14 protein-coding genes, 3 tRNA genes and 1 other annotated feature are annotated in these 17,158 nt (G+C 37.0%); of the genes, 11 read left to right on the top strand and 6 right to left on the bottom strand.

The annotated features are described in order from the left end of the window. Positions 1 to 14: 14 nt before the first annotated feature. Both L0M85_RS05735 and L0M85_RS05730 read right to left on the bottom strand, forming a co-directional pair. Entirely contained in the window at positions 15 to 776 is a 762-nt protein-coding gene (locus L0M85_RS05735; protein WP_048690428.1) for a ParB/RepB/Spo0J family partition protein, read from the bottom strand. A gap of 65 nt (positions 777 to 841) precedes the next feature. Beyond that, on the bottom strand, positions 842 to 2,020 hold the full coding sequence (locus L0M85_RS05730; RefSeq protein WP_238656647.1) for a S1C family serine protease: 1,179 nt from the start codon (positions 2,018 to 2,020) through the stop codon (positions 842 to 844). Positions 2,021 to 2,221: 201 nt separating this feature from the next. On the opposite strand from L0M85_RS05730, the gene rlmH reads away from it, so the two are divergent. The 7 genes from rlmH to L0M85_RS05695 all read left to right on the top strand — a co-directional run bounded on the left by rlmH (position 2,222) and on the right by L0M85_RS05695 (position 5,478). Continuing rightward, positions 2,222 to 2,701: a 23S rRNA (pseudouridine(1915)-N(3))-methyltransferase RlmH gene (gene rlmH, locus L0M85_RS05725; protein ID WP_048789283.1), complete on the top strand. Its 480-nt coding sequence runs from the start codon at positions 2,222 to 2,224 to the stop codon at positions 2,699 to 2,701. A 44-nt stretch (positions 2,702 to 2,745) separates the two neighbouring features. Beyond that, positions 2,746 to 2,819: transfer RNA gene (locus tag L0M85_RS05720), tRNA-Arg, on the top strand. A 242-nt stretch (positions 2,820 to 3,061) separates the two neighbouring features. After that, positions 3,062 to 3,205: a bacteriocin gene (locus L0M85_RS05715; protein ID WP_223363969.1), complete on the top strand. Its 144-nt coding sequence runs from the start codon at positions 3,062 to 3,064 to the stop codon at positions 3,203 to 3,205. After that, entirely contained in the window at positions 3,205 to 4,524 is a 1,320-nt protein-coding gene (locus L0M85_RS05710) for a GHKL domain-containing protein (protein WP_065426890.1), read from the top strand. The genes L0M85_RS05715 and L0M85_RS05710 overlap by 1 nt, the downstream gene beginning before the upstream one ends. Continuing rightward, entirely contained in the window at positions 4,525 to 5,277 is a 753-nt protein-coding gene (locus tag L0M85_RS05705) for a response regulator transcription factor (RefSeq protein ID WP_048690420.1), read from the top strand. A 47-nt stretch (positions 5,278 to 5,324) separates the two neighbouring features. Further along, positions 5,325 to 5,396: transfer RNA gene (locus L0M85_RS05700), tRNA-Glu, on the top strand. 8 nt (positions 5,397 to 5,404) lie between these two features. Beyond that, positions 5,405 to 5,478 (top strand) — tRNA-Asn (locus L0M85_RS05695). A gap of 81 nt (positions 5,479 to 5,559) precedes the next feature. On the opposite strand, the gene L0M85_RS05690 is transcribed toward L0M85_RS05695, so the two are convergent. Together L0M85_RS05690 and L0M85_RS05685 are read right to left on the bottom strand one after the other, a co-directional pair. Then, positions 5,560 to 8,157 (bottom strand): YfhO family protein, encoded by a 2,598-nt coding sequence (locus L0M85_RS05690; RefSeq protein WP_238656653.1) that lies wholly within the window; start codon positions 8,155 to 8,157, stop codon positions 5,560 to 5,562. Positions 8,158 to 8,210: 53 nt separating this feature from the next. Next, the gene (locus tag L0M85_RS05685) at positions 8,211 to 9,833 is read right to left on the bottom strand and encodes an ATP-binding cassette domain-containing protein (protein WP_006595336.1); all 1,623 of its coding nucleotides are present in this window, start codon (positions 9,831 to 9,833) and stop codon (positions 8,211 to 8,213) included. A 143-nt stretch (positions 9,834 to 9,976) separates the two neighbouring features. After that, positions 9,977 to 10,202 (top strand) — a binding site (T-box leader). Positions 10,203 to 10,253: 51 nt separating this feature from the next. Here L0M85_RS05685 and trpS point away from each other — a divergent pair. Together trpS and guaB are read left to right on the top strand one after the other, a co-directional pair. After that, positions 10,254 to 11,279, top strand: coding sequence for a tryptophan--tRNA ligase (gene trpS / locus L0M85_RS05680; RefSeq protein ID WP_238656646.1), 1,026 nt, complete (start codon positions 10,254 to 10,256; stop codon positions 11,277 to 11,279). Between the two features lie 167 nt (positions 11,280 to 11,446). Continuing rightward, on the top strand, positions 11,447 to 12,928 hold the full coding sequence (gene guaB, locus L0M85_RS05675; RefSeq protein WP_040803190.1) for an IMP dehydrogenase: 1,482 nt from the start codon (positions 11,447 to 11,449) through the stop codon (positions 12,926 to 12,928). Between the two features lie 80 nt (positions 12,929 to 13,008). Here the strand turns inward: guaB and recF are convergent, their stop codons facing one another. Together recF and yaaA are read right to left on the bottom strand one after the other, a co-directional pair. Further along, positions 13,009 to 14,097, bottom strand: coding sequence for a DNA replication/repair protein RecF (gene recF, locus L0M85_RS05670; protein WP_238656645.1), 1,089 nt, complete (start codon positions 14,095 to 14,097; stop codon positions 13,009 to 13,011). A gap of 1 nt (position 14,098) precedes the next feature. Continuing rightward, entirely contained in the window at positions 14,099 to 14,470 is a 372-nt protein-coding gene (gene yaaA, locus L0M85_RS05665; RefSeq protein WP_125335155.1) for a S4 domain-containing protein YaaA, read from the bottom strand. A gap of 152 nt (positions 14,471 to 14,622) precedes the next feature. On the opposite strand from yaaA, the gene L0M85_RS05660 reads away from it, so the two are divergent. Both L0M85_RS05660 and L0M85_RS05655 read left to right on the top strand, forming a co-directional pair. After that, positions 14,623 to 15,873, top strand: a complete 1,251-nt coding sequence (locus tag L0M85_RS05660) for a pitrilysin family protein (protein WP_238656644.1) — start codon at positions 14,623 to 14,625, stop codon at positions 15,871 to 15,873. Beyond that, entirely contained in the window at positions 15,870 to 17,156 is a 1,287-nt protein-coding gene (locus tag L0M85_RS05655) for a pitrilysin family protein (protein WP_238656652.1), read from the top strand. The genes L0M85_RS05660 and L0M85_RS05655 overlap by 4 nt, the downstream gene beginning before the upstream one ends. The last annotated feature ends 2 nt before the right edge of the window (positions 17,157 to 17,158 follow it).

Here is a 17,158-nt window from a genome sequence, read left to right as displayed (position 1 = left end):
AAAAAATAACAGCCTCATTTGAGACTGTTAATAATTCGTTGGTATTCATCAAGGTTGTTAAATGAAATATGAATACTACCTTTTTCTTGTTTTGTCAGACGGATTTCTACTTCGGTTCCCAGCATCTTTTTTAATCTGTTTTCTTCCTGTGCTAAAAAGAGTTCTTTCTCTTTTTTACTTGGCCTTTTCTTTTTTTGACCAACCTTTTCTTCCAAACTACGAACGCTTAGCCCTTCTTTCAGAGTTCGTTCCAACCAATAGATTTGTAGATCTTCTTTTAAAGGAACTAAAATGCGGGCATGTCCTTGTGAAATTTGATCATTTTTGATGGCTTCTTTGACAATTGGTGAGAGATGAAGTAAACGGACCATATTGCTGATGTAAGGACGAGATTTTCCCATAAATTGTGCAATTTCTTCATGGGTAGCCCCTTTATCAATAAGATGTTGGTAGGATTCAGCCTCTTCAATTGGATTCAAATCTTCCCTTTGTAAATTTTCGATAATGGCTTGTTTGATCATGTCATCATCTGATAAGTCTCTTATAATCGCAGGGATTTCTTTGAAACCAGCCATTTGAGCTGCTCGGTAGCGTCTTTCTCCAGCAAGTAGTTCATAACCAACAATAGGAGATTTTCGAACAATAATGGGCTGGATTAATCCATTTTCTTTGATTGAAGCTGCGAGTTCTTCTAATTTTTCTTGTACAAAGGTTTGACGAGGTTGAAAAGGATTGGTTCGTATTTGCTTTACGTCAATAATATCAATTTTTTCCATGATGTATATAGCATAACACACCTTTACAATTTCGTAAAGGTGTGTTGACACTGTTGTAAATTTACTTAATTTCCAAGATTTTCTGTAGATTTTGTCAGCTCAATGGTAGCTGTTTTTTGCTTACCATCTCTATAGAAAATGACTTTAATTTTATCACCAATTTGATGAGAATAGAGGGCAGATTGTAAATCTGCAGTTGATTCAATGGTTGTGTCATCGATTTTTGTAATGATATCTAATCGACGCAAATATTTGGATGCCGGCATATCATTTTCAACTGAGCGGACAAGAACCCCACCTTTGAGTTTGCTTGGAATGTCTAATTGGCTAAGATCAGAAGAGGATAGGTTAGCCAGGTCCATCATGGTAATTCCAAGAGCTGGACGAATGACTTTACCATCTTTTTCTAAATGTTCAATAATATTTTGTACATCATTTACAGGAATTGCAAACCCCATTCCTTCAACCGCAGTTTGGCCATTTGAAGAGATTTTACTTGAGGTGATTCCGATGACTTGTCCCTGAATATTGATAAGAGGACCGCCAGAATTCCCTGGGTTGATTGCAGCATCCGTTTGCAACGCTTTTGTAGATACATTTTGGCCGTCTTCTGATTTGAGCTTCACAGTACGTCCGAGACTAGAGACAATCCCTTGGGTAACGGAATTGGCAAATTTTGTTCCTAAAGGACTACCAATAGCGATTGCGGTCTCTCCAACAGTCAACTTAGATGAATCCCCAAATTCAGCCACGGTCGTAACATTATCTGAACTGATTTTAACAACCGCAATATCTGAGAAAGTATCAGAACCAACAACTTCTCCAGAAACTTTATTTCCATCTGCAAAGAGAATATCGGCTTTTGTTACTCCCATTAATACGTGGGCATTGGTTACTACATAAGCGTCTTTACCATCTTTTTTATAGATAACACCTGAACCTTCACTAGCTACTTCTGGATCAGAATCTGTTTCTCCATTGATGAAACCTTTTTCAGAGGTTTCAGCGTAGGTAATAACAGAAACAACAGCATTTTTAACCTTATCAACGGCTTCACTAGTTGATGTTGTATTCTTATAAGCACGATTGACTTTGGTAGATTTTATTTCTTGACTAGAATTTGTAGAATTCCCCTTGGTAAACTGGAAAGAGGTTAAGGTTCCTAAGATTCCTCCAGTAAAACCAATGATAAGAACAAGTAAAAGTTGCAAAGCTTTTTTTAGAAAATTTGATGATTGTTTCATAGTTTTCTCCTATTGTTCCAATTATGGAAAAGTATAGACCTAGTTTCTTAATTATAACTTAAAATGGAATTTTTTTCCACAAGTTGTGGAAAACTGTGTATAAGTGTGAAAAACGTGAGTATAGAGCCATTTTTTGAAAGATAGATGCTGGTCTATTTGTTGAAGACTTGTGTATAAGTTCATTTGTGTTAGAATATGAATATGAAAATTAAGATTGTAACAGTTGGAAAATTAAAAGAAAAGTATTTAAAAGATGGGATTGCCGAATATACTAAACGCTTGAGTCGATTTACGAAGGTAGAAATGGTAGAATTGCTGGATGAGAAAACTCCAGATCGGGCCAGTGATTTAGAAAACCAGCAAATCCTGGAAAAAGAAGGAAATCGCATATTAGCTAAAATTGGAGATCGTGAGTATGTGATTGCCTTAGCGATTGAAGGGCAACAATTTCCATCTGAGAAGTTTAGTCAAGCCTTAGAAGAGGTGACTGTACGAGGGTATTCTGAAATTACCTTCGTGATTGGAGGAAGTCTAGGTTTGTCTTCAGCAGTTAAAAAACGAGCGAATTTACTTATGAGTTTTGGAAAGTTAACCCTTCCCCATCAATTGATGAAGCTTGTTTTAATCGAACAAATCTACCGGGCATTTATGATTCAACAAGGAAGTCCTTACCATAAATGAATCTTGACGCTCCTCCTATTTTCTGATAGAATAAAAAGAAATCTGGTCTCATAGCTCAGCTGGATAGAGCATTCGCCTTCTAAGCGAACGGTCGCAGGTTCGAATCCTGCTGGGATCAAAATAAAAAAACGTGATTTTTATACAAATCACGTTTTTTTTTATTACTTAGTTTTTAAAAAACTAGAATTTTTCTAAACATATGGGATAAAAAAATTGCAAAAACTAGATTTTTCGTTCCAAATAGCTGTAAAAATGAACCAAATAGCGGAAATATTAAAAAAGTCTTTGATTTTTTACTAAAATTTATGTATATTAAATTTAATAATTTAATAATCAAATAAATTATAAGGAGATTTTTTTATGAAAAACAATCCATCAACAGTTTCTAAAGAATTTAAGGTTCTTACAGAAAAAGAATTGCAGCAAATCTGTGGAGGGGATAAACGCAAAAAAAATAATTTTTCTGATCTTATTGGGCTTATTTTTGGTAGAGGAGGAAACTGATGTTTCTAAATACCCTATTCTCAATTTTAACTATTTTTACAATTTTTTTATCTTTTTTAAAAATTGATCAAAAACTTAATAAATATAGTAAACAATTGATTTTAGGATCTGGTGTTGTTGCTGTATTTGTCATCACAGTGGTCTTAGATTACTTTGATTTACATATTGATTATCTAATGTTATGTCTATGGCCACTATTTCTTTATCTTTATTACTATTTTATTTGTAATCTTCAACGTCAGATAGCGGTTCTTTACTCATTCATCATTTATCTAGCAGTTGAAAGTACAGATACATTTTTATCTGTAATTACTTCTTCTATTTTTGGTGATAGTATAATTAACCAATACTCTGATTATTACTTTTTAACTATTCGAATTATCTCACTTATTTTAATTATGAAGGTATTAACGATTCTCGAAGTGAATCTTCTCTATTTTAAAGAGCGGGTTTTTAAGAAATTTGTCCAACAATTGATTGTTAGTTATCTTATTTTAACCTTAGTATTGAATGCTTCTCATTGGATAAGTGATATTGCTCATTTCAATAGTTTTGGTAGCATGGTAGCAACGATTTGTTTCTTGATATTTATCGGAACCATGGTTCAAATGAAGACGGTTCGAGATCGTTATGAAAAGAAAATGGAGTTGAAGCAAAAGAGGTTCGAACAGCGCCAAATGGAGCAGTATATGAATAAAATTCAAGGCCTCTATTTAGAATTAAAAGGTTTTCGTCATGATTTTGGCAATATTATCACTTCCTTAAATTTAGCGATTGAGGAAGAAAATATTGAGGATATTAAACGAATTCAAAGAGATGTTCTTGAGGAATGCTACGGTCAACTCCAAAAAGAAGAATATACAGGATTTGACCTAGGAAATATTCGAGATTCTGCTTTGAGAAGTATCCTAAGTAGGGGATGGATCTATGCAGAGGAAATGGGTGTCAAACTAACCTTTGAAACAGAAGATATTATTGAAAAGGTTCCAATGAGATTGTTGGATCTCGTACGAACCGTTGGAATTTTAGTCAATAATGCTATTGAAGCTGCTAAAATGAGTCAAGAAAAAGAAGTTCAAATAGCGATTTTTAATATGCCGAATGGAGTGCATCTGATCATAAAGAACTCTATTTCTGATGAACCGATTAATTGGAATAAGCTCTATGAAAAGGGATTTTCAACTAAAGGGGATCGTAGAGGAATGGGCCTTGCGATTGTAAAAGAGCTTATTGGAGAATATGCTGCTATTTTTCTAGAGACAGAGTTGATCAATGGAAGATTTACGCAGAGCTTAGTTATTGGAGAGAAAGGAAGATAAATGAATATTGTATTGCTAGAGGACGAAATTTCTCAACAAGTTCGAGTAGAGAAACATGTAAAAGCTATCGCTGAGGAGGAAGGCCTACGATTAAATATTGTTTCCACCAGTAAAATAGCTGAACTAAAGGAATATCTAACCAATGGTGATTTTCATCAGCTTTTCTTCCTTGACATTGATATCAAAGGGGATGAAAAAGCTGGTATCAAGGCAGCTCAAATGATTCGTGAGGTCAATCCTTTTGCCATTATTGCCTTTATCACGACGAAATCGGAATTTGCAACCATTACCTATCGTTACAAAGTATCAGCTCTCGAATTTATTGAAAAAACCTTGAATGAAAACTTATTTAAGGAAAAAATTCGAGAATGCATTCTCTACTTGAAGAAGAATGTGATTGAAAATAAAAATATCATTGATTTCTTTGAGTATAGTTTCAAAAATATGGAAATTCGAGTTCCATATCGAGATATATTGTACATTGAAACAACTGGAGTTTCCCACAAATTGCGACTTGTTGGAAAGAATTTTCAAAAGGAATTTTTAGGGACTATCAAGGATATACTTGAGAAAGATGTAGATAATCATTTCTTTAGTCCCAATCAGTCCTATCTAGTCAATCAAAGAATGATTGTCAATTTTGATCGTCGCAAGAGACTCTTGATGTTAGAAGAGGAGACAACTTGCCCTGTTTCTCGTACACAGGTGAAAAGGGTCGAAGAATTATTAAATAAAATACAGAAAAAGGCTTGACAATTTTTGAATCGATGGTATAATGGGATATGTTCTGTTAATGACATGGTCCGTTGGTCAAGGGGTTAAGACACCGCCTTTTCACGGCGGTAACACGGGTTCGAATCCCGTACGGACTATATCTCATTCCGCCATAGCTCAGTTGGTAGTAGCGCATGACTGTTAATCATGATGTCGTAGGTTCGAGTCCTACTGGCGGAGCTAAACTAGCATCCTAAGGGATGTTTTTTTTGTTTAAAATAAGAGCCCCTTCCAACTGAAGGGGCTCTTTATGATGCGAATTTACTGATTTTTTGAGGATTGAGATTTCTTTCGAATAGCATTGTAGCAAACGAAGGAAAGAATTCCGAGTAGGAAAGCAATAGTTCCTTCTTTTAACCCATGTGGTATGAACTGTAGAACAACCTGTCCTTTTCCTTTAGGGACATCAACAGCCATAAATCCTTTTTGAGCCCTTCGAACAGGGACAGGTTGATTATTGATCGTCGCTGCCCACCCTTTATCATAAGGAAGGGTGAAAAAGAGACTTGTATAGTGGTCTGCTGTAAAATCTGCAGTGACGGTATTTCCTTTGGTTTGCACATGAACTTCTTGTTGGTGCACCCTTTCAAAGGCTTCCTGGTAGGCTTGAAGATTCAAAGCAAAAAATTCTGGATTTTGGAAGGTTACTGTAGAATTTTCAGGGAAGGCAATTCGAACCTTAACAGTTTCTCCTGCTGTAAAGTGACCAATGGTGAAGAATGGAAATACATTGTCTGTTGTATAGCGGTTGACTTGGCCATTCGTAATGATCTCCACATCGGTATAATCTTCATTCTCAAATTCTAAAGAAGGAAGGTTCACATAAAGTTGACTATCGTTTTGAATGTAGAGCTCATATTCGATACTGGCATAAGTCAAAAAACTATCTGTTTCAACTTTAGCTTTCTGAGGACCTTGAGAAGGATCATCTGCACCAGTTTTCAGTGGATGTAATCGCTGATAGTAAGTCAACGATTGACCGGTTAGATGATTGAGAAAGTTCTTTTGGTTATCCAAGGTTAGATTAGAAAATGGGATATCCTTGTAGGGACTTGCGGTTAAAAATGCAAGTGAAAGAGCTATTTCATTTTGATACAAGGTCTGATTTCCTTGCGTTTCCAATTTATGAAAAGCAAACTTTTGAGGATTCCTATCTGAAATATTGTATTTGATCCCGAACAGACTATCCATTAGTAATGTATTGTTTTGATAGCGCAAATTCAAGTTGGTTCCATCTGATTTAAAACCGAGTTTATCTAGGGTCGAACTGGTATCTGTATTTCTGACAGATGAAAATTGGGAGATCCCTCTAAAATTGTATTTCATACTATCATTACCTGTTTGAGGTTGGAGAATCTCTGTTCGGTAAAATTCTTGATCATCCTGTAAACTTGATGTCAATTTATCAATTGCTGGAATCTTTCCTTGGTAAGAAGAACGAGCTGCAAATACCCATTCATTTGCAATCCCATCGATCTGATAATAGCTGTTTATACTAATTTCAAACAAACAGAAGAAGAGAATAACAGCAGAAAAAATTGGATAAGAAAGTTTACGAACTGTAAAGGCAAGTGTCACAGTAAAAAATACAAGAAGAAATTCTAGTGTCAATACATAATGACTGCTTGTCAAGAAAGGATAATGCTTGCGATAGAGAAAAGTGAGGATAAACCCAATGCTAACTAAACTGAAAGCTAGGCAGAGTCGTTGCCAATTGATTTCTTTTATCCGATTGAGGACTTCTGCCGCCATGAACAAAATAGTCAATGAAAAAAGCCAGGCATAACGGTGAAGAAACATATTAGGAGCATGCATTCCCTGCCAGAATAAATCTAGAGCTTGTAAATAGAAACTTGCAATAAGAATGACTAATAAGGTTAAATATGCTAGTTTCACGTGAAACCGAATCGATTTGACAAAGAAAAATAGAAAGGCAAGTAAAAATGGAAATAGACCAACATAGATCATAGGGATAGCCCCATATTTTGTTGTATCAAAACTACCAATTAAATTCTTTGCAAAAACGTCTAAGTACCAACTATTTTCTGTAAAGGTTCTTGTAATCTTTGTAAAGTTTTCCCCATGAGTTCGTAAATCCAATATGGTGGGGTAAATCATGATCAAGCTAGTTACCCCTGCTAAAATTGACACAATTGTAAAGTCAAAGAAAGAAGATCTTCTTTCTTTAAAGTCCCAGGAAAGCTGAGTAAAATACCATAAAGTCAAGAAGAGAGCCATCATAAATCCAAAATAATAATTTTGGATAAATAGGATGGTCAGACTTGTAAAGTAGAGAACTCGCTTCTTTTGAGTCATTAAACGGTGTAAACCTAAGAGAATGAGCGGAGCCAAAATGAAGACATCGAGCCAGGTTTTGATTTCAATCTGACTGATGGAAAAACTCATTAATGCAAACAAAGTTGACAGTGAAAGAATCAAGAATTGTTGGAGTTTAGGATAGATTCCCTTAATGGAATAATAAGTTGATAACCCAATCAAGCCTATTTTTATCAGTGTAAAGAGATAGACGGAATCAACCATGGATAAACTGTCAAAGAAGAAGACAAAGGGAGATAGAAAACTTCCTAAGTAATAGCTGGAAAGAGCGTAAAAATTTAAGCCGAGTCCGCTTGTAAAGCTGTAAAGGAGGCTGTCGGTTCCGTGTAAAATATTTCGTAAGGTAACGTCGAAAATAACGTATTGATGAAAGCCATCACCTAATAAAGGAGAAGTTTCACTCCCCCAATAAATACCCTGACTGAGGTAGACGAAAAATAAGATTGTAAAGGGAAGCAAAAAAGCTGTAAAGTAAAAGATGATGGGGTGTGATAGATATTTTTTAAATTTCATATAGTCTATTGAAAGACCCTGAAACAAGGGTTTCAGGGTTTTTGATTCTTTGGAGTGATTTCTTAGTCTTTCCAAAGTTCTTTAACTTTTGCTTGAACTTCTTGGTTTTCTAAGAATTCATCATAGGTTTCATCAATCCGGTCAATGACACCATTTTTTGAAAGAACAATGATATGGTTGGCAAGAGTTTGAATAAACTCATGGTCGTGACTGGCAAAGATGATCGATTCTTTGAAGTTTTTCAATCCATCGTTCAAGCTTGAAATTGATTCCAAATCCAAGTGATTTGTAGGATCGTCAAGTACAAGAACATTTGACTTCAAAAGCATGAGTTTTGAAAGCATCACTCGCACTTTTTCTCCCCCTGACAAGACATTGACAGGCTTGTTAACCTCATCTCCAGAGAAGAGCATGCGTCCGAGGAATCCACGAAGGAAGGTATTGTCATCTTCTTCTTTACTTGCGAATTGACGGAGCCAGTCAAGAATTGACTCGCCACCTGCAAAGTCAGCTGAATTGTCTTTTGGTAAGTAAGAGCGGCTAGTTGTAACTCCCCACTTGACAGTTCCTTCATATTCGATTTCACCCATAATAGCACGGATCAAGGCAGTGGTTTGAATGTCGTTTTGTCCGATAAGAGCTGTCTTGTCACCTGGACGCAAGATGAAGCTGATGTTGTCAAGAATAGTTTCACCGTCAATCTTTACAGATAAGTTCTCTACTGTCAACAGATCATTTCCAATTTCTCGCTCCGCTTTAAAGCTGATAAATGGGTATTTTCGGCTAGATGGGACAATTTCTTCTAACTGAATCTTGTCAAGCATCTTTTTACGTGACGTTGCCTGTTTCGATTTTGACGCATTGGCAGAGAAACGAGCCACAAATTCTTGTAATTGTTTGATTTTTTCTTCTGCTTTAGCATTACGGTCTGCTAACAACTTGGCAGCCAGTTCAGATGATTCTTTCCAGAAATCATAGTTACCAACATAGAGTTTGATTTTTCCAAAGTCTAGGTCGGCCATGTGGGTACAGACTTTATTCAAGAAGTGACGGTCGTGGGATACAACGATAACGGTATTCTCGAAATCAATCAAGAAATCTTCTAACCAGGTAATAGATTGAATATCAAGACCGTTGGTCGGCTCGTCCAAAAGAAGGACGTCTGGTTTACCAAAGAGAGCTTTGGCTAGGAGGACTTTTACTTTATCACCATTTGCTAGTTCACTCATATTTTGGTAGTGGAGCTCTTCTGGAATATTCAGATTTTGGAGGAGTTGTGAAGCTTCACTTTCCGCTTCCCAACCACCTAGTTCAGCGAATTCTCCTTCGAGTTCTGCTGCGCGGACACCGTCTTCATCTGAAAAATCTTCCTTCATATAGATAGCATCTTTTTCCTTCATGATGCTATAAAGTTTTTCATTTCCCATGATAACGACATCAATGGCACGCTCATCTTCGTAGTCAAAGTGATTTTGACGAAGAACAGAAAGACGTTCGTCTGGTCCAAGAGAAATATGACCAGTTGTCGGTTCAATATCCCCAGCTAAGATTTTTAAAAAGGTTGATTTTCCAGCACCATTGGCCCCAATCAAACCATAGGTATTTCCTTCTGTAAATTTGATGTTGACATCATCAAAAAGTTTACGATCACTAAAACGTAGTGAGACGTCTGTAACTGTTAGCACGTATTGTTCTCCTCTTTTTCTGTCTATATAAGCCTATTTTACTAGAAAACGCTTGATTTTTCAATGAATACCCTTACGCATTGGAGGAAGTCATTTAGTCTGTAGAAAAAGGTGAAGAGCTTGACTTTCCTTTGATGTCATTATATAATGAAAAGCAATCAGAAGAGTAATCTGTATTCGTTTTTTAGAGAGCTTATGGTCGCTGAAAATAAGCAACGAAACAGAATGAAATGGACTGATGTTCAAATAGAATCTTAACCAATAGAGATTCGGCTAGCAGGCCTTATGTGCAGCTCATTTGTGATGAGTCAGAGAGAACAGCATATGCTGTTCTAAGTGAGGTGGCACCGTGTTTCAGACGCCCTCGCATAGTTTTTGCTATGCGTGGGCTTTTATTTTGTACTTCAGGGAGGAAGAAAAATGACCAAGCCGATTATTTTAACTGGAGATCGCCCAACTGGGAAGCTCCATATTGGACACTATGTCGGTTCGTTGAAGAATCGAGTTCTTATGCAAAATGAAGACAAGTACCAGATGTTTGTCTTTTTAGCCGATCAGCAAGCTCTAACGGATCATGCTAAAGATCCGCAAACCATTGTTGAGTCTATTGGAAATGTTGCTCTAGATTATTTAGCAGCTGGCTTAGATCCAAAGAAATCAACTATTTTTATTCAAAGTCAAATTCCTGAGCTAGCGGAATTGACCATGTATTACATGAATTTGGTCTCTGTTTCACGTTTGGAACGCAACCCAACTGTTAAGACAGAAATTGCTCAAAAAGGATTCGGTGAGTCTATTCCATCTGGTTTCTTGGTGTATCCTGTTTCTCAAGCTGCAGATATTACCGCCTTTAAAGCCAATCTGGTACCTGTTGGGACAGACCAAAAGCCCATGATTGAGCAAACACGTGAAATCGTCCGTTCCTTTAATCATGCGTATCATTGCGATGTCTTGGTTGAACCGGAAGGAATTTTCCCAGAAAATGAGGCCGCGGGTCGTTTGCCTGGCTTGGATGGGAATGCCAAAATGTCCAAATCTCTTGGCAATGGTATCTATTTAGCGGATGATATGGACACCTTGAAGAAAAAGGTGATGAGTATGTATACAGATCCTGAGCATATTCGTGTCGAAGATCCAGGAAAAATTGAAGGAAATATGGTTTTCCATTATTTGGATGTTTTTGGCAAAGAAGAAGATCAGGCGACCATTCAAGACATGAAAGACCATTACCAACGGGGTGGTTTAGGAGATGTTAAAACCAAACGTTATCTTCTAGAGATTCTAGAGAGAGAGTTGGGACCTATTCGCGAACGCCGAATTGAATTTGCTAAAGATATGGGACAAGTCTATGATATGCTTCAAAAGGGTAGTGAAGTGGCCCGTTCGGTTGCAGCAGAAACGCTTGATCAAGTCAAGTCTGCTATGGGCTTAAACTATTTCAAATAAGCTCTTGATGGTAAGATAATCTAATAAAATAAATGATTCAAAAGAGGTTCCAACACCTCTTTTTGAAATATTCTACAAATGATTGACAAATTATCTTAGAATGGTATGATATTATCAACTAAAAAAGACGAGCTTGGCTCAAAAAGAAAGAAAAGAGGAAAATGGGAATGTCAAATTGGGACACTAAATTTTTGAAAAAAGGTTATACCTTCGATGATGTATTGCTCATTCCAGCTGAAAGTCATGTATTACCAAACGATGCAGATCTTCGTACAAAATTGGCGGATAACCTTGTGTTGAATATCCCAATCATCACAGCTGCGATGGATACAGTCACTGAAAGCCAAATGGCTATTGCCATTGCCCGTGCTGGAGGACTTGGAGTTATTCACAAAAATATGTCCATTGCCCAACAAGCAGATGAAGTTCGTAAAGTAAAACGCTCTGAAAACGGCGTTATCATTGACCCATTTTTCCTAACACCTGAACATACCATTGCTGAGGCAGATGAACTTATGGGACGTTACCGTATCAGTGGTGTTCCTGTGGTTGAAACCATGGAAAATCGTAAACTAGTTGGGATTTTGACCAACCGTGACCTACGTTTTATTTCTGATTATGATCAACCAATTTCAAATCATATGACTAGTGAAAATCTAGTAACTGCACCAGTCGGTACTGATTTAGAAACCGCTGAACGGATTCTCCAAGAACACCGCATTGAAAAATTGCCGTTGGTAGATGAGAATGGTCGTTTGTCAGGTTTGATTACCATTAAGGATATTGAAAAAGTTATTGAGTTTCCAAATGCAGCGAAAGATGAATTTGGTCGTCTTTTAGTAGCAGGTGCTGTTGGAGTTACATCTGATACTTTTGAGCGTGCAGAAGCATTGTTTGAAGCTGGTGCGGATGCTATTGTCATCGATACGGCCCATGGTCATTCTGCAGGGGTTCTTCGTAAGATTGCTGAAATTCGAGCTCATTTCCCAGATCGCACTTTGATTGCAGGTAATATTGCTACAGCTGAGGGAGCGCGTGCTCTCTATGATGCAGGTGTTGACGTGGTTAAAGTTGGGATTGGACCTGGTTCAATCTGTACAACTCGTGTGATTGCTGGTGTAGGAGTTCCTCAAGTTACAGCGATTTATGACGCAGCTGCTGTTGCGCGTGAATATGGAAAAACAATCATTGCTGACGGTGGAATCAAGTATTCTGGAGATATTGTAAAAGCCCTTGCTGCTGGTGGTCATGCAGTCATGCTTGGATCTATGTTTGCAGGAACAGATGAAGCACCAGGTGAAACTGAAATCTTCCAAGGACGTAAGTTCAAGACTTATCGTGGTATGGGATCTATTGCGGCAATGAAGAAAGGTTCAAGCGACCGCTACTTCCAAGGTTCTGTTAATGAAGCCAACAAATTGGTTCCAGAAGGAATCGAAGGTCGGGTTGCTTATAAGGGTTCAGCAGCCGATATCGTCTTCCAAATGATTGGTGGTATCCGTTCTGGTATGGGCTATGTTGGAGCTGCCAACCTTCAAGAATTGCACGAAAATGCACAATTTGTTGAAATGTCTGGGGCAGGTTTGAAAGAAAGCCACCCACACGATGTCCAAATTACCAATGAAGCACCAAACTACTCCGTTCAATAAAAAATAAAAGTGTGAAATCATAAGATTTCACACTTTTATTGTGTCAAAAAGTTGTCAATCAAAATTGACAACCTTGTTAATTATTCGTCAATTTGACCTGATTGAATATTGAAGATTTTTAAATCTTCTGGCAAGTCTTTTAGGTGATCTAGGGTAGTAGTTGTGATAAATGTTTGGATGTCACGAGAGATAACTTCTAGTAAATGTAGTTGACGATTATTGTCAAGTTCACTCATGACATCGTCTAAGAGTAAAATCGGCTTTTCATTCGTCAAGGATTCAATTAATGAAATCTCTGCTAGTTTTAAGGAAAGAACAACACTGCGGTGCTGCCCTTGGCTACCAAAAGTCGCATTCATATCATTGATGTAAAAGCTAATGTCATCTCGGTGAGGACCAACACTGGTTGTTTTTTTGATGAGATCTTTTGTCCGATTTTCTCGAAGCAAGGTGATAAAGGTTTGGCGAAGTGTCTGTTCATCTTGAAAAGGAATGGAGGAATCATACCGAATAGATAGTTTTTCAGTTTGATTGGAAATTTCAAAATGTTTCTCTTGCCCAAAGTCTTCTAATTTTTTAAGAAAATCTTTCCGATGGATGCAGACCCGGCTACCATAATCTGCTAATTGCTCATCCAAAACATCTAAAAAGGTTGGGTCTACGGTAGTTGCCGTTTTTAAGTAACTGTTTCGCTGCTTTAAAACATGATGATAGGCTGTTAAATCTGATAGATAGACGGGTTTCATCTGGCCTAAATCAATATCAATAAACTTGCGGCGAAGAGCGGGTGAGCCTTTAACTAGTTGTAAATCCTCTGGAGCAAAGAGAACCACATTCATGTTACCGATATAGGTTGATAACTTGCTTTGTTTTAAGTGGTTCACTTTAGTGACTCGTCCTTTTGAGGATAAGGAAATTTCTAAAGGGATTGAGCCGGTTTTTTTTTCTAAGATCCCTGAAACAGTAAATTGTTCCTCTTGAAAATGAATTAAATCTTTATCGGAACGGGTCCGATGGCTGCGGGTCAAGGCTAAAAAGTAGATGGATTCGAGGAGATTGGTTTTTCCTTGAGCATTTTGGCCTAAGAAAATATTCAAACCAGAGTGGAATTGAAGATCTACTTCTTTATAATTTCGAAATTTCTGAATGTGTATGGATTTAAGCCACATATTATGTTCCTGGGAAACGAACAGGCTTCCGCTTGTTCTCTTCTTTTTTAGGTTTAGAATCTTTTTTTTGTTTTTGTTCTTTGTTTAATTTCTTCACTAATTGAGCAACGCGTTCTTTTTCCAGCTTGTCCGCTTGATAGTCTTCAATCTCTTCTGGACTAGGTTCTGTCAGTGTTATGACTTCCTTCTCACCAATTACTTCGATTGTATCTCCGACTCGTAACTTACGTCCTCTTCTGGTTTCCACTTCTCCATTGACCTCTACTTGATTTTCAAGTAAAAAGGCTTTGATAGCTCCACCGCTTTGGATGATTCCCAGTTCTTTAAATAGGGCTTGTAGTGTGATAAATTCATCAAAAAGTTTATAGTTCATAGTTCACCTCAATGATAGTTATTATACCACAAAAGGATGAAAAACCTAAAATAGGGCGAGTCAGTGTAAACGTTTTTTAATCTGTCTGGGAAAGATTTTACTGGGATTTCATGATATAATGAAGAGTAATATTTGTTAGAACGAGGATGACGATGGAATTAGTTACTGGTGTTCAAATCCATTTTATGAAATCAGAAAAATTTAAGACCAATGAGATAAAAGTGCGGTTCTCGGCCCCTCTTTCTGAAGAAACAATAGCAGGACGAGTTCTAGCTTCACGCATGATTGAAACAGCCAATCAACTTTACCCAACTTCCCAGCAATTTAGAGAGCAGTTGGCGAACTTGTATGGAGCAAATTTTTCTACTTCTGTTTCAAAACGCGGTCAAACGCACTACATTGATATTAATTTATCTTATGTCCGTGATGCTTTTTTGAGCAAGAAAAATGTCTTGACAGATCAGATGTTGGATTTATTAAAGGTATCTCTGAATGCTCCTCTTGCAGAAAACGGGTGCTTTCATTCAGAAACTTTTTCAGTAGAGAAAAAGAATCTTGTTACAGAACTAGAAGCAGAAATTGAAAATCATTTTTATTATGCCCATCAACAATTGAATCGTTTGTTTTATGATCAAGCTGATATGAAACTAAGCAAGTATGGAAGTGTCCAGCAGATTCAGAATGAGGATGAAGGGTCAGCTTATCAAGCATTTCAAGAAATGCTTCAAACAAATCTGATTGACTTTTTCTTTATGGGTGATTTCAATGAACTAGCGGTCATTGAAAAGATTAGTGAATTTGGTTTACAACCTCGTAAATTTCATGTCAATCTTTTTTATGCCCAATCTTTTTCAAACGTTGTCAGAGAAGGACTCGAACAAAGAGATACTCATCAATCTATTTTAGAGTTGGGTTATCATTTTCCTGTTCAGTATGGAGAGAAAGAGCATTTTGCTTTGATTGTTTTAAATGGTTTACTGGGGGCTTTCTCTCATTCAAAATTGTTTACAGTCATTCGAGAAAAAGAAGGGTTGGCTTATACGATCTCTAGCCATTTTGATATTTTTTCTCATTTTATGCGGATCTATGCAGGGATTGATCGAAAAAATAGAACCAGGACCATGACCCTGATGAGCCGTCAAGTGAGTGACTTGAAGAGAGGGAAGTTTACAAGTGAAGAGCTACGCTTGACAAAAGAAATGATTATAAATGCTGCAAAATTGTCGCAGGATCGACCTGGCACCTTGATTGAAAGAGCTTATTTACACTCTATTTTAGGAAAACAGTTCTTGTCAATTGATGATTGGATCCAAGCTATTCAACTGGTGACGAAAGAAGAAATTATGGCTGTTGCCAAATCGCTCAAATTACAAGCGGTCTATTTTATGGAAGGAAGAGAATGATAAAGAAAGATTTGGAGAAAATAGATTATCCAGCTGTTGGAGAATGTGTTTATCAGACAACTCTCCAAAATGGATTGAAGTTATATTTAATTCCAAAGGCGGATTTTAATGAAAGCTATGCAATCATTTCTACTAAATTCGGTTCTATTGACACAAGATTTACAGTGGATGGAGTAGAGGGAATAAAAGAATTTCCAGCAGGGATTGCACATTTTCTTGAACATAAATTATTTGAAGATCAAGACGGTCAAGATTATTTACAGCATTTTGTAAAGCTGGGAGCTGAAAGTAATGCCTTTACTAGCTTTACACAAACTAGCTATCTCTTTTCGACCACCTCGAATATCAATGAAAATCTGAGATTGTTACTGGAGATGACACAATCTCTTCATCTCTCAAAGGATTCTCTAAAGAAGGAACAATTGATTATTCAACAAGAAATCGAAATGTACCAAGATAGTCCTGACTACCAATTATTCTTTAGGGCGTTGGCAAATCTTTATCCAGATACACCCTTGGCCCAAGATATTGCAGGTACTGTATCTTCTCTCGCTCAAATTGATGAAGAAAGTTTACAGGAAAATTTCGATTATTTCTACCAACCATCCAATATGCATCTAGTGGTTGTCGGAAATTTTGATCTTGACAGTCTTGTTAACCTTGTTTCTGAATTTGAGATGAAGATTTCTTCAAGTCCTCTTCCTCATATTTCACCCGTGGACTTGAATCCAGTTGTCCAAAATGAGACCAGTCGGATGAAAGTTGCTTCACCGAAATTAGCAATTGGAATTCGTGGAAGAAATCAGATTCCTCCTCTTTACCAGTATCGCTATAAGATTATCCTTAAATTATTATTTGCAATGATGTTTGGGTGGACATCCAAACGATTTCAGTCGCTTTATGAAGTTGGTAAACTTGACAACTCCTTGACACTAGAAATCGAAGTAGAGTCTTCGTTTCACTTTGTGATGTTAACGATGGACACCTCGGAACCTGTTAGTATATCCCATCAGTTCAGAACTGCCATAAAGAATTTTGAGAAAGATCCCGATGTGACCCAAGAGCATTTGGATACGATTAAAAGTGAAATGTTTGGAGATTTTCTACACGGTTTGAATTCCTTGGATTATATTGCGACTCAATTTAATCCAATTGAGACGGGTGAAAATCTATTTGATCTTCCAAAACTTTTACAGAGTATTTCTTTACAAGATGTTGTAAAGGTTGGGCGAGATTTTGTCAACGCTTGTGATATGATGGACTTTATCATTTTCCCTAAATAACG

The organism is Streptococcus sp. DFI.7.26, assembly GCF_022240605.1.
Taxonomy (GTDB): domain Bacteria; phylum Bacillota; class Bacilli; order Lactobacillales; family Streptococcaceae; genus Streptococcus; species Streptococcus xiaochunlingii.
Note: the sequence above shows the minus strand (reverse complement) of the source record. Positions and strands in the feature narration are given on the sequence as shown.